A 13,895-nucleotide genomic window follows, 5' to 3' on the forward strand; every position below is an offset into this window, starting at 1 on the left:
AGCAACCCGCGCCACAATAAGTTGCACGCCCTTACCGAATCGCGATAGCGCAAACATAGCGAAGTCGGCTCACCAGATACGCGGTTCACCCCAGCCCCCAACGTTACACGATGCAGGTCATCTTATCAGGGCACGATCGACTCGCCTATAGGCAGAGTCAAGGTCAGTTTTCTTGCTATTTTTACTTGAGGCGCACATCGACTTGGAGCGCCTAGCGTTCGCGGCCTGCCTCGCTGACGCGCCGCTCAAGCGGGCTTAAGAGATAATCGATGACCCGCCGCTCATTTGTCCTAATCTCTGCCGTGGCCACTAGCCCTGGCGAAACGGTCACGCCTTCCGCACGGGCCTCTCCAGTTGGAGGGTCGACAGCCACCCGCGCCGTGTAGACAGGACCGAGTTGCTCATCCTGCACGGCATCGCGGCTGACTTGTATAAGCTTTCCTTCCAGCGCGCCAAAGCGGGTGAAAGGAAATGCTTCGAGCTTCACTGTCACCGGCTGTCCCGGGCGGACGAAACCGATATCCTTGTTTAGGACTTGCGCCTCAACCACGAGCTCGGCGTTGGCGGGTACAACGACCAGGATCGGATCGGCGGGTTTCAGCACCGCACCTTCAGCGAACACAGCGAGCTGCTGCACCGTGCCGTCCACAGACGCGCGGATGATCTGGAAGCTCGACCGCTGGTCCGCCTTTGTCAGTTCCTCGCGGGCAAGGCGCATGTCGGCCTCGGCCTTGGTAAGATCAGCCAGAATCTCGCGCATTGCCTCCGCACGGGACATCGCGATCTGCTGACCGACTGCAGCCTGTGTCGCTCTCGCACGAGCGGCATTCTGCTGCTGCACGTCGATCTGGCGCTGGTGATCAACCAATTGCTGCTCCAGCTCCAACTGGGTCAGACGCGAGCTATATCCTTTGCCGGCAAGTTCGCGCCGACGTTCCACGCGCTCCCGAAGAAACGGGAGAGTATCGTTGAGTCGCGCTGACTCCGCCAGCGCACCGCGGCTGCTGGCGCTTGCTTCGGCCGCTTCTTCCTGAAGAGCGCCAACCTTGGCGCCGAGCTCGCTCAGGCGCGACTGGATCAGCTGACGCTGAGTAACAACAATCTCCGGCGGCGTTCCCCGAGGAGCCACGAAGTTGGCAGAGCCGCCGCGAAGGGCCGACAGGAGAGCTCGCGATCGAGCCGCATCGATTTCTGCCGTCTGGAGTTGCGCCGCCGCTTGGGCGAGGTCCGCACCGCTGGCCGTCGGATCGAGCGTGACAAGCGGCTGACCTTTCCGGACCTGCTGCCCCTCCTGCACGTGAATGGCCCGGACTACTCCGCCTTCTGCCGCCTGAACCAGCTTGTTGCGTCCGACAGCGACGACCTTGCCCGGCGCGACCGCGACAACGTCGACGCCTGCAAGAATCGACCAGCCGATTGCAAGGGCTACGAAGCCGAGCAGTGTCCAGAGCACCAAGCGGCCAAGCGGGTTCGGCGGGCGCTCGACGACCTCGAGCGCCGCTGGCAGAAAGTCGGTTTCCCGCCAGCGCTGCCGTGTCTTCCTTCGCTCGGACTCCAGTGCCCAACTGTCGCGCAGCACCGCCCAGTGCCGCCCCACGCCGGCAAAGAGACCTGAACCTTGCGCAACTGCTTCCGACAACGACTAACTCCTTTGAATCAACCGGTTCCCATTTGCTTGGCGTGCAATTGAGCATAGCGGCCACCTGTCGCCAAGAGGCTCTCATGCGTGCCTTCCTCGGTGATCTGACCGTCCTCGACCGTGACAATGCGGTGGCACTGCCTCACGGCGGAAAGCCGGTGGGCAATGATGATTACCGTGCGGCCCTCAGCAATGCGTCGAAGGTTAGCCTGCACGATTTCCTCGCTCTCGGCGTCCAGCGCAGACGTCGCCTCATCAAGGATGAGAATGCGCGGATTGCCGATCAGCGCACGGGCGATGGCGATCCGCTGGCGCTGTCCGCCCGAGAGGTTGGCGCCACGTTCGTCGATGCGGGTGTCGTAGCCTTCCGGCAGGCTGAGGATGAATTCATGGGCGCCAGCGAGTTCCGCTGCAGCAATCACCCGCTCCATCGTCAGCGTCGGGTCGGCGAGCGCGATATTCTCCCGAACTGTGCGGTTGAATAGGATATTCTCCTGCAGCACAACGCCCACCTGCCGGCGAAGCCAGGCAGGGTCGACCAAGGATAAGTCTACCCCATCGACGAGAACGCGCCCGCCCTCGGGGACATGAAGCCGCTGGACCAACTTGGTCAGGGTTGATTTCCCGGAGCCTGAAGGGCCAACGATGCCCAGCATTTCGCCGGGCGCGATCTCCAGGCTGACGCCGCGCAACACCTCCGGCCCGTCGAGCCGGTAGCGGAATCGAACCTGATCGAAGCGGATTGACCCCTTGATCTCCGGCAGCGCCGATCGCGAAGCGGATGTCGGCTCGGAGGGCGAATTGAGGATGTCGCCAAGGCGATCGACGGCAAGCCGAGCTTGCTGGAAATCCTGGGCAAGCTGAGCCAGCCGCAGCACCGGCTGGGAAACCCGACCGGCCAGCATATTGAATGCGACTAACATGCCGACGGTGAGCTTGCCTTCGATTACGAGCTTGGCGCCGAAATATAGGATAGCGACCGTGGTTAGCTTCGAGACGAGTTGGATCGCTTGGCTGCCCCAGTTCGCCAGCATCGCGGCGGAGAAGCCCGAGCCCACGTAGCCGGCAAGCTGCCGCTCCCAGCGGTTTTGCATCTGCGGTTCAACCGCCATCGCCTTTAGCGTCTCGATAGCGGTCACGCTCTCAACCAAGAACGATTGGTTCTCCGCATGCCGCTTGAACTTCTCGTCGATCCGGCGTCGAAGGCCCGGCAGCACGGAGAGGGAGATGAGGATGTAGAGCGGGATGCTGATGAGGACGATGAGCAGCAGAGCGGGCGAGTAGAGATACATGACGGCGAGGAACACCACCGTGAAGAGAAGATCGAGCACCACGGTCACGGAATTGGACGTTAGGAAATCCCGAATGGTCTCCAACTCGCGAGCGCGCGCCACGGTGTCTCCGACCCGTCTGCTGGCGAAGTAGCTCATTGGCAGCGACTGCAGGTGCCGGAACAGTCGCGCTCCCAGCTCGACGTCCACTCGGCTCGTGGTGTGGGCAAAAAGATACTGCCGCAAACCAGACATCAGCGTTTCAAAGATGAAGATCGCGGTGAGGCCAACCGCCAGCACCTCAAGCGTCGTTAGCGAGCGGTGGACCAGCACCTTGTCGATCACCACCTGAAAGAACAGCGGCGAAAGGAGGCCAAGGATCTGGATGAAAAGGGAGGCCGCGAAGACTTCTCCCAGCAGGCCGCGATAGCGGACCAGCGCAGGAATGAACCAGCTGACGTCGAACTTGCGCGCAGGGCCAGCCACGCTTTCGCGCGTGGTCATGAGCACGATACGACCGGAGAACTCCGCTTCGAATGTCTCTTGGTCAAGGCGGCGCAGCTCGCCCGTCAGCGAGTTCTGCACGAGCGCTTGGTCGCCATCGGCTGCGCCCAAAAGCGCATGACCATTCTCACCTTCGACGATGCCAGGCAGCGGCAGTTCCGGAAGCGCTTCCCATTTAACGGGAACAGCACGTGCCCGAGTTCCCTGCCGCTTAGCCAATCGGACAAGGTCCTGCGTCGTGGGGGCACCACCGTGTCCTAATTCATGACGAAGCTGCCCGACATCGCCAGGTTTCCGATGATATTTTAGGAGTAGAACCAGAGCCGCGAGCCCGCTCGTTTCCGGGATCGCACCGCCTTCTTCATTGATCACGCGTGCCACATCGCCACGGATAAGGAACAAGACGCCCCTTGGCTATCACTGACTTCGCAGGTCTCGTCGCGTGGTATGCGCGGGCGGTGATGGCGAGCCGATTGAACTTGCTGAGCGTGCATGCATTGGTGAAGATGATCGCCGACAGCTCGCTATGGGCGTCGTTGCGGAACAACCCGGCCGGAAAGGCTGACGCGCCGAGCAGCCGGCTCGCTTCGCCGCCTACCGCGATGCGCTCGCCATCGATTTCGATCGTCTCGGCGCTTATCCCGTACAGGTATCCCATCAGCGCCTCGCGGCTCCACATCATCGACGCGGGCGCGTGGAAATCTGCAAGCCCGACCGCGAACGGCATGCCCTGCACATGGTCAAGGTCGGCATATTTGCGCTGGAGCTTGTTGCCGATCGTCTTGGCGAAGCGCAGCGCCGCTGGGCCGAAGAACAGCTCGGCGGGTTCGGCGGGCTGGCGCGTCGGGCGAGCCCCTACCGGCTCGAAGCGGACCGACGGATTGGCGGTCACGGCCTCGACCCACGCTGCGCCGCCCTTGCGGTTCTCGATCAGGAAATCGGGCGATTCGAACGGTTGGGTCACCAGGATGCCCTGTTCGCGAAAGCTCGCCAGGAGCTGCGCCTCCCACAACCGAGTGTGGAAGTTCTCGGTCTGGCAGTCGGCCGCCCAGTTCCGGTCGGGCCGCGGCAGCGCAAGATAGAGCTGATTGAGTAGCCAGGCGACATTCTGGTGCGACGGCTGGTATAGCATCCTGAAGATCTTGCTCGGCTCGCGACCTTCGAGATCGTGCAAGGGCGGGCGGCGCTGCACTCCCGATGGGAGCGGCTCCAGCGGGGCGCCGAGCAGCGAGTTCAAGGCTGTAGCAAAACATCGGCCGCTGGCCTCTCGTCACGCGAAAGTCGCCGCTGCTGGCCAGACTTCCGCCAAATAGCGGGCTATACACCGTCGGTCCGCAGTGGTGGCGTCGCTAAGGATTGGTAAGCCTCACGGCGGCGCATTGGAAAACTTGAGAGACTAGAAACTTAGCGTGAGCCTCTTCCATGCTCGCACTGCAGGGCATCATGCAGCTAAAGGAAAGAGCCTTTCCAACGGCACAAACGGGTCGCCGGTCTCAGCTGCCTGCCGGATTTTGGCTCGAAGAATGTCAATCAAGGGGATCTGGCGTTCCAGCCCCTCGTAAATGTCCCGTCCTTCGACGCAGAACATGCGCCGCGCCGTGCCGAACGCCTTCAGACCATCAGCCGTGAAGCCCCCGTAGCTGATGAATACGCCCCGGGTCCAAGCCGCCTTGTCGAGCTTGCCGTGAAAAGCATGAAGGTCGGCTGCGCCGATCTCCGAGCGCGTCCACTTTGCCTCTAGCAGATAGACTTCACTGTCGAGAACGAAGCTACCATCGATTTGCTCGCCAACATTCCGGAAGGGCTGCCGTGGCGCGAGCCCCGCGTCGTCGAACAGCCGCTGGAGGAAGCTTTCGAACGCATAACCACGCCGCTGGGGTTCGAAATCGCGCAGTTGGTAAAGCTCGTTTCGGAATGCTTCAATCTTTTGGCGGTCATGCACCGGCCGGCCTGGCTCGCCTGTCCCCGCGTTAGGACCGCCGCTCAATTTCCGTAACAAGGTAAGATAACGACCCTCAGCGTTGTGAACCGGGTCGGCGTTGCCGGTGCTGGCGAGGAACTCGGCGCGGTGAGCCCACAGGGCATTTAGCGTTCGTGTGGCGGTTTCATCGTCAACCATCGCCAGGAAGGTGCGCAGACGCTTCCCCTTCGATCCACCGTTCGCGGCGTATACGGGGTCGTCGATGTCCACGTTTAGCTCATCAGCGAAGAACTCGGAAAAGGTGATGTCCGAGAATCCGAGCACGTAGCCACGACCTCGGATAAACTCGACCAGCTCATCGATCAGGCGAAGGTCAGCCCGGCTAATGCTGCTCATGCAAAAGCCTCACCCATCCCGATCGCCGTTAGCCAAGCCTGCACCTGTCCTAGCGCGTCTTGCTGCCACTCGTCCGGCGAGCGGCCCTCGAGGATGTCTGATCCCTCAACGAACCGCCGGACACAAGTGGGCCCGAAGTCCTCGAAGCCGCGAAACTTGGACGCAATTTTGGTGTAGCCGTCCACCGCGCTCGGCTCGCCAAGCAATTGCTGGCACGCCGCTGCCAAGGCATCGATGCCCCCCGGGAAGTTTCGGATGGAGAAATAAATATCGTAAGCGTCCTTAGGCTTGTCGCGACCGTCAAGCGCATGCCCCTTCATAGCCAGCAGAGCCGGAATGGAGGCGACCGCGATCATGACGCGATTGACGCCGCCGTTTGGCATGGCGCCTTCCACTGCAACCATCTCGTAGAAGCGGGTCGCTAGATCAGCACCGAATGCGCGCTGTGTCGCGAAGTCTGTCGTGAGTGGAGGTCGATTCTTCTCGATCACAGCGTCGTAAGGGCGGAGGAAGTCCACGACGATAGTGATGGGCGCACCGCCGTCACCAGGGTCGATGGTGCGCAGCATCTGAAAATTCTTTATGTCCTCGGCCGGCGCATAGCCCTGCTGGTGTAGGGATTCGACGAGCCCGACATATTCGGCGTCCTCGGCCAGTGCTTCCGCGTTGAGGCTGAGATCAACGTCAGCCGTGCCGACATGCTTCATCTCGCTATCTTCTAAGAGCAGCCACGGGACAGCACCGCCGATGACCGCGAACTTGCCACGAAAGCTGCCCAGCGTCTGGCCGATCTCGACGAGAACAGATCGTACTGCATTGCTCGTGCGGTCGTCATACTGCGTAGCCGACTGAAGCTCGTCCCTCATGCCGGCCAATCCAACAGGCGGCGTCGCAGTTCGGCTGCCCCTTCCTCGCCGCGGTCGCCACTATGGACGAGGTCGAGGTAGGTTTGAACCGGGCTGGTCACCACGATATCTTCGGCAACGCAAGTTGCGTCATCCAGGACGCCGTGCTCTTCGGGAATGACGACAATGACGTTAGCGCCTTTGGGCGAGAGCTTGGCCTCGAGCGACTTTCCGAGTGCGTCGAGTCCGGCCTCATCGGCATAGAAGTAGGTGTTAGGATGGCGGACGAAGGGCGCTAGCCATTGGGCGGCCGAGAACGAGGCGAGGGCTACCCGACCATCTTCCATTGCAAGCTTGCGCAGGCGTTCGGTCAGGGCAGGACCATGCAAGCTGGTGTATAGGCGGAATTCCTCGCCGCGCGGCGGCTCGTAGTTTTCGGACCAGCTGTCCAGCAAGGCATTCGGGTCGGTGAGGGACAGTCCCTCGTTCGTTTGCTCCGCCCACGTTCGCTCGCGCAGCGCAGCACCGACATTGCTTACAAGTCCGATGCTCACGCCGGCGGCATGAGCAAGTTCGGCGGTACGCCAGCCTCGACCGGGTTCCCGTAGCAGTCGACGCAACACGCGCGCGGATTTCGGCTTGTAAAGCGAGCGTAGCGCTCTGCGTTCAGGTTCTGGCTGACCGGGGAGTTCACGCTCGATGTAGATCGAGTCGGAAGCAATGAACGCGTTGCCCATGAAATCGAGATAGCCGACGCCCTCCTCGCGACAGACATCGCGTGCTTGTCGTGAGAGGTAGGGTGCCACGACCACGGGGACTGCATGCGTGACGTGATTGCGCATGTAACGATGGAGTTGTGCGGCGGCATTGCGCACAGTGCGGGGCTGCCCGTTGTTCTTCACTTCGATAATCAGACGCAGCGGCTTGCCCGCGAAGCGGCTGTCAACGACGATATCGATGCCGTCGTCAGGCTCCCCTGCAATGCCGTGTGATACGACATGAGCGTTCGTCAGATTAGGTAGACCGGCAAGGAAGGCTTTGATTTCCTCAGTAGCTTTCCGCTCAACGTTCAATGATTTTAGCTGTTTCACCAAACGTTGAATATGCCATCCTAGTGAACAACGCAAGTCGGCTGATTCAGAAAATAGGCTAATTCATCGATCCGCTGAAACGGTCTCCGCAGTGAACGCTGAACGTTCCCTCTGATTCCCTCGCGGCTTTTTTGTGAGGCTCCGCACGCTGCTCAACGCCTCTGAAGCTAGAACAAGCGGTTCAGCAACCTCGGCTCGCTCGCCTTGAGTCGATCCAGCATTGTGTTGACGTAGAACATGTCTGGGCTGGCAACTGCCGGCAGGACCACCACTGTATAGTCAGGCAGTTCGACATCGAGGTTGAAGACGACCAAGCCAACCCCGTGGATGCTGCACAGCGAGGTCAGACGGTTCATGTCATCGCTGGTTGTGGTGCGGGGCACGACGATGTAGCTTTTATGGCTGAATAGCCGATAGGCGACCGCCTGGCCGAAGGCGACAACAGGTTGGCCCGGCGTGGCCTTGATCTCGGCGGCGACGATCTGGGGCTCGAATTTGAAGATGTCCTGTGCTCGGGGGCGCAGCACGCCGATGACGTCGGGGGTGCCCCATTTGCCACCTAGGCTGCTCCCGCCGAGCGCGCCGGCGACGGTGACCTCGTCATTCTCCTCCAGCCATTCGGCGAAGCTGGCGTAGAAATCCTGCTCAGTCAGCGCGTCCATGGTTCGCGCCGCGACGTCGCCTGCATCATCGGTGGCGTCCAGCACGGGCGCAGCGGCCCCGTCCCCCACGGCGGCATCGGTGTCGGCGAAGCGGGCGAGCTGATACGTGCCGCGCGCGATCTTCACGATCCCGTCGCCGCGCTGGAACAGATGGTGCGTCGCGCCCCGGATCGAGTTGAGCGGCGTCTCAGGATGGTCGGCGGCGACCGCCTTCAACACCTCGGCCCAGCGCACTCCACCCGGGTGACGTTCGAGTACGGCGCGGGTGGCGTCCTCGATCTGCCTGCGGTTCAGCTTGACCATGGTCGTGCCCCCTGGTTCATGCGCACGCGTCGGTGCCGAAAGTCTCGTTCAGCATGGCAGGGAGCAGCGCGGCGAGTTCGGCCGCCGCATCCGCCTGTGCCTTGCGGGCCGCCTGCGCCTTCGCAAGCAACGTGTCGAACCAGCGTTGCGCATCGAGCGGCGGGACGGGCACCTCGATCGCAGCCAGCCGCTTTGTGGCAAGCGTTCGGTTGCGATCGGCGCTGCCTGGAGATGCCTCGTTGATGCGGCGCATCCCGTCTTCGGACTGGAGATAATACCATAGGTATCCGGCCGTGGCGCGGTAGGGGTCGGGCACGCACGTCAGGTAGCGGTGAGAGCCGTGCTTGCCGGCGTGTTCCGCGCCCGCAACGGCGAAGGCGCCTTCCCATGCCTTGATGTTGCTGAAAATCAGATCGCCCGCCTCAATACGGTAGAGGGACTGCCACGTTACCTCGGCGCCGATCACGTCGGGCTTGGCGAACAGACCGCGGCCAAATGAACGGGCGCCGAGCTCGGGATAGGTAGCATCAGGGTCGATCGTCACCGGGCGGCGTACGAGGGGTGCAACGTCGCCCATCGGCGCGCGCGGCGCCCGGGCGGTGATGCGGGCGAAACCAGCGGCGAGCGCCGCGGTGATCTCCGCCTCCGCCGCCGCCGCGCGCTCCCTTCGTGCCCCAATCGCCGCCGCTACGGCATCCAGTCGCGCCACGATCCGCCGTTGGTCCGGGAGCGGCGGGAGCGGAATCTTTTGGGCAAGAAAACGCGTTTCCTTGAGGCGAACTCGATTGGTGCTGCCTTCGCTCGCCTGCTTGCAGAGGGCGACGAACCAATCCGTCCGACTTACCCACGCGACATAATGGGTGAGCGCTCGGTCGGGTTGCACGTCGAAGACCGGAAAGTCGTTTGATACAACCGCGCCGTCCAAATCCGGTGGCACGACGCCAAAGGCACCGTGTCGCGCATCGATCTTCGAGATGACAAATTGGCCTTCTCGGACCCGGTTTTGGTGCGAAGCTGCGATCTCCGCTCCCGCCACTTCGCCGCGCAGCGTCAGGCCCTTGCCCCAAAGCTTCGCCGTGACCTGCTTGTAGCTGGTGTCCGGTAAAAGCGCGATCCGGTCGGTCGAAGGTCGCAACACCTCGCCCAGTCTCACCGTTTGCCAGTTCATGCAGCGTCTCGCTCCGCCACAAGCGCGTGCAGATCCTCAAGGATCGCCAGCACCTCGCGCTCCTTCGCCAGCGCAGCGGCGACGATCTCGGCCGGGGCGCGGTGCTCCTCGGCGGCCTTGGCGTTGGGGTTCTTCTGGTCGAGGTTGACCGCGCGGACCACGCCGTCCCCATCGCGCTCGATCAGCGCGAGGCCGTTCACTACCCAGGCGCGGGCGTCCTCCCCGCGCACGTCCCACCATGCGGCCAAGTCCGCAAGGTCGGCGGACTGGAGTGGCGCGGTCTTGCTGTACTTGCGCCGCCCCTCCGGAACCGGCTGCTCCCAATAGTGGATGTCACCGGTCGGGCCGGTAGTGTCGAAGAACAGCAGGTTCGAGGCGATGTCGGTATAAGGTGCGAACACGCCCTCGGGCAGGCGGACGATCGTGTGAAGGTTGAACCGCTCCAGCAGGTCGGCCTTGATCCGCGCGGCGACGCCATCCCCGAACAGCACACCATGCGGCACGACCACGGCGGCGCGGCCTTTACCCTGCCGCTTCAGTTTGCGCATGATGAGCTGCAGGAATAGCAGCGCCGTTTCCGCCGTGCGACGATCGTTGGGGAAGTTGGAGAGGATGCCGGCTTCTTCCTCGCCGCCGAAAGGCGGATTGGACAGGATCACTTCCACCCGCTCGCGCTCGCCGATATCAGCGAGGCGGTGGCGCAGGGCGTTTCCCGGGTCGATGTCAGGCGCCTCCATCCCGTGGAGCAGCAGGTTCATCTGCACCAACAGATAGGGCAGCGGCTTGGCCTCGACGCCGATCAGGGCTCCGGTCTGAAGCTGGCGCTGCTTCTCCACGCTGTCGGCCTGCCGGGCCATGTGCGCATAGGATTCGGTGAGGAAGCCGCCGGTGCCGCAGGCGGGATCTAGCACCTTCTCGCCAATCTGTGGGTTGATCCGTTCCACCATGAAGCGAACGACTGGGCGCGGCGTGTAGAACTCGCCGCTGTCGCCTGCGGCGTCCCGCATCTCCCGCAGCAGTGTCTCATAAAGCCGTCCGAGCGTGTGCAACTCGTTCGAGCTGTCAAAATGAATGCGATCGATGAGGTTGATGACCTCACGCAGAATGTAGCCGTCGATCATGCGGTTCTGAACGCCCCGGAAGACGGTGGCGATCACATCCCGCCGGTCTCGCCCACCGTTCCTGCCGCGCAAGGCACGCAGATAGGCGAACAGGCCGGGGCCTTTGGTACCATCTGGCCGGATAGGCTCTTCGGCGTTGATGAAGGACAGGAGATCCGGGCCGGTGATCCCCGCCTTATCGGCAGCCCAGTCTCGCCAGCGATACGGGGCTTCGATCGCGGCATGGAACGGCTCGCCTGCCAGCTCGGCCTCGTCCTCGTGCACCCGCTCAAGGTCGTCGAGGAACTTGAGAAACATGATCCACGTGAGCATGGGCAGCCGGTCGAGATCGCCGTTCAGCCCCTTATCCTTGCGCATAATCTTGCGAGCGGATTTCACAATCGAGTCGAGACGCTGGGCTGTGGTCTGGGGGTCAACGGCCTTAGACGCATGTGATTTCCGGGGCTGGCGCGCCATATTGTTCCTTCAGGGTCGGGTCAGGCCGCGTAGAGGGCGGCGGTGAGTTCGGCGACGGCCTCGCGCATCGGCTGCGGACCGCCAAAGTGGCGGGCGATCTCGCTGGGGTTGCCGAAGTCGGACACGGGCTGGACCTTCAGCGCTTGCGGCAAGGCGAGCTCGTCCGCACCGCCGTTAGCATAGCGGTCGAGTAGCGCGTCAAGGATGGCCCGGGCGTCCTCGCCGTAGCGGTCGAACAGGCCTGCATCGCGGAGGCGGCGTGCGCGCTCAGCTCGGGTGGTTAGCGGCGCGTTCCACGCGAGGTGGCAGAGTAGGTCGAACGGGTCGTCGTCGGGTCGACCGACTTCAAGGGCGAGTGCGTGCAGGTCGATCCCGCGCTCGGCCAGCGCATCTATTATTGCGCTGCGCTTGTCGGGCATCGCCCACTCGGCACGGAACGTGGCCGGAGTTGCGAAGAGAGTCCGCACCTTCTCGCCGGTCCAGTCGGTAAGCTTGCGGCACGTCAGCCGCTTGCCGTCGCTGTCGAGATCATAGATGAGGTGGGCAACCACCTCCACCTCGCCCCCATCCACATAATACTTGCGCGGCAGGCCATCGGTTTCATCGTCCGGCGGTATCACCGCCGTTGTTGGCGCGGCCGCGTCGGCAGCGCCGTCGTCATCCGCCTCACTATGCTCGTCCACCTCGGAGGTGACGATCTCGCCAGTGTCGTCGATCTCAGTTGTGATTTCCGCCGTCGGCTCGCCGTCGAAGGCCGGATCGGCGAACTTCTCGGTCGCGGTGCCGGTGTAATCGAGGATCGAAAACCACAGCTTGCCATAGTCCTCACGCAGGCGCGTGCCGCGGCCGATGATCTGCTTGAACTCGGCCATCGAGCCGACCACGCGGGCCAGTACAACGTTTTTGCAGGTCGGTGCGTCGACTCCAGTCGTCAGAAGCTGCGACGTAGTGAGGATGACCGGCGTTTCCGCCTCCAGATCCTGGAAACGGCTCAGCATACCCTTGCCGATGTCGCCCTCGTCAGCGGTGACACGGGCGACGTAATTGCGGTGTTTCGCGACCATGTCGGCATTGAGCCGTACTAGCGCGGCGCGCATCTCACTGGCGTGATCCTGATCGACGCAGAAGACGATCGTCTTGGCATAGGGGTCGGTGTTCTTAAGGAAGTGGGTCAGGTGACCGGCGATCGCCTCCGTTCGGGCACGCAGCGCGACGATGCGCTCGAAATCGCGGGTCTGGTACTCCTCGTCGGGAACTTCACGGCCATATCGGTCTAGCTCACCGGCACTCGGCCGCCAGCCGACCGCGTCGAGATCGGTCACGATGCGGTGGACGCGATAGGGCGCGAGAAAGCCGTCGGCGATTCCCTGCGCAAGGCTGTAAGTGTAGAGCGCGTCCTTGAAATAGGCGTAGGTGTCGCGGCTTTCCTCGCGCAGCGGCGTGGCCGTCATGCCGAGCTGATAGGCTGGCTCGAACCAGTCGAGGATTTCGCGCCACGAACTGTCCGCGCGGGCGCTGCCCCGGTGGCATTCGTCGATGATTATCAGATCGAAGAAGTCGCGCGCGAACTCACGATAGAGGCCGGGACGGCGCTCGTCCGCCGCGATCGCTTGGTAGGTCGAGAAATAGATATCTCGCCCGTGACTGATCGAAGAGGCGCCGAGCTTCCAGCGCGCGTCGGCGAACGGCGTGAAGGTCTTGTCCTTGGGGTCGTCGACCAGAATGTTGCGGTCGGCGAGGAACAGGATCTTAGGCCGCCGATGATCGCCACGTTTGTTCCAGCTCGTAGCCCATAAACGCCAGCAGATCTGGAAAGCGACAGCAGTCTTACCAGCGCCCGTGCACAGGTTCAGGAGAAGGCGACGCTGACCCCCGTGGATTGCCTCCAGCGATCGGTTAACCGCAATCTCCTGATAATAGCGCAGCGGCCTGTCGGCATCAGGGAAGCCTGGTTCAAGGACGCGCTCGGCCGCCAACCGGGGCAGATCCAACCGCTCGCACTGCCGCGACCAAAGCTCCTCTGGCGTGGGGAAATCGGGGCGCGCGGTCTCAGTCCCCGCGCTCATGTCGATCTCGATGATCTCATGGCCATTGCTGGCGTAGGCGAAGCGAAGCCCGAGCACCTCCGCATAGTCACGGGCCTGCTGGACGCCATCCTGCGCGGAGCGGTAGCCCGCCTTCGCCTCGATCACCGCGATCGGATAGTCAGGCCGGTAGCGCAGGATATAATCAGCCCGCTTCTTCTGCCCCCGGCGTGGGCGACCTCCAACGAACATCACACGGCCGTCGGTGAAGGTCCGCTGTTCCTGGATGGCGCAGGGCTCATCGTCCCAGCCTGCTGTCTGCAGGCGGGGAACGATCAGCTTCCGGCAGGTATCCGCTTCAGTGACCATCAATCAGTGGGTCTTGTGCCGCCACAAGAACAACCTGGCAACCGCTCGCTTTGCCAACAGCCTCTCGCATGTGGGAGCGATCACGGCAGCGGCGAGCGGCTTCCCTATCCGACCGTGCAGTAAAG

General features: G+C 62.8%; 10 protein-coding genes. All 10 read right to left on the minus strand.

Going from position 1 to position 13,895, the window contains the following annotated elements; translation table 11 throughout:
* Positions 1-211: 211 nt before the first annotated feature.
* The 10 genes from ACFQPG_RS00855 to hsdR all read right to left on the minus strand — a co-directional run bounded on the left by ACFQPG_RS00855 (position 212) and on the right by hsdR (position 13,770).
* Positions 212-1,639 (minus strand): HlyD family type I secretion periplasmic adaptor subunit, encoded by a 1,428-nt coding sequence (locus ACFQPG_RS00855; RefSeq protein ID WP_380809481.1) that lies wholly within the window; start codon positions 1,637-1,639, stop codon positions 212-214.
* A 17-nt stretch (positions 1,640-1,656) separates the two neighbouring features.
* Positions 1,657-3,816 (minus strand): type I secretion system permease/ATPase, encoded by a 2,160-nt coding sequence (locus ACFQPG_RS00860; protein ID WP_380809483.1) that lies wholly within the window; start codon positions 3,814-3,816, stop codon positions 1,657-1,659.
* Positions 3,776-4,651, minus strand: a complete 876-nt coding sequence (locus ACFQPG_RS00865) for a hypothetical protein (protein WP_380809484.1) — start codon at positions 4,649-4,651, stop codon at positions 3,776-3,778. Before ACFQPG_RS00865 ends, ACFQPG_RS00860 begins: the two co-directional genes overlap by 41 nt.
* Positions 4,652-4,855: 204 nt before the next feature.
* Positions 4,856-5,731 (minus strand): restriction endonuclease, encoded by an 876-nt coding sequence (locus ACFQPG_RS00870; protein ID WP_380809486.1) that lies wholly within the window; start codon positions 5,729-5,731, stop codon positions 4,856-4,858.
* A complete protein-coding gene (locus ACFQPG_RS00875; RefSeq protein WP_380811661.1) occupies positions 5,728-6,597 on the minus strand; it encodes a nucleotidyl transferase AbiEii/AbiGii toxin family protein in 870 nt (289 codons plus the stop codon). Before ACFQPG_RS00875 ends, ACFQPG_RS00870 begins: the two co-directional genes overlap by 4 nt.
* On the minus strand, positions 6,594-7,667 hold the full coding sequence (locus ACFQPG_RS00880) for a type IV toxin-antitoxin system AbiEi family antitoxin (RefSeq protein WP_380809487.1): 1,074 nt from the start codon (positions 7,665-7,667) through the stop codon (positions 6,594-6,596). Before ACFQPG_RS00880 ends, ACFQPG_RS00875 begins: the two co-directional genes overlap by 4 nt.
* 167 nt (positions 7,668-7,834) lie before the next feature.
* A complete protein-coding gene (locus tag ACFQPG_RS00885) occupies positions 7,835-8,632 on the minus strand; it encodes a hypothetical protein (RefSeq protein ID WP_380809489.1) in 798 nt (265 codons plus the stop codon).
* A gap of 16 nt (positions 8,633-8,648) precedes the next feature.
* A complete protein-coding gene (locus ACFQPG_RS00890; protein WP_380809491.1) occupies positions 8,649-9,800 on the minus strand; it encodes a restriction endonuclease subunit S in 1,152 nt (383 codons plus the stop codon).
* Positions 9,797-11,278, minus strand: a complete 1,482-nt coding sequence (locus tag ACFQPG_RS00895; protein ID WP_380809492.1) for an N-6 DNA methylase — start codon at positions 11,276-11,278, stop codon at positions 9,797-9,799. Before ACFQPG_RS00895 ends, ACFQPG_RS00890 begins: the two co-directional genes overlap by 4 nt.
* A 119-nt stretch (positions 11,279-11,397) precedes the next feature.
* Positions 11,398-13,770, minus strand: a complete 2,373-nt coding sequence (hsdR, locus tag ACFQPG_RS00900) for an EcoAI/FtnUII family type I restriction enzme subunit R (protein WP_380809494.1) — start codon at positions 13,768-13,770, stop codon at positions 11,398-11,400.
* Between the last annotated feature and the right edge of the window lie 125 nt (positions 13,771-13,895).

This window comes from Sphingomonas sp. GCM10030256, assembly GCF_042666415.1.
Classification (GTDB): domain Bacteria; phylum Pseudomonadota; class Alphaproteobacteria; order Sphingomonadales; family Sphingomonadaceae; genus Sphingomicrobium.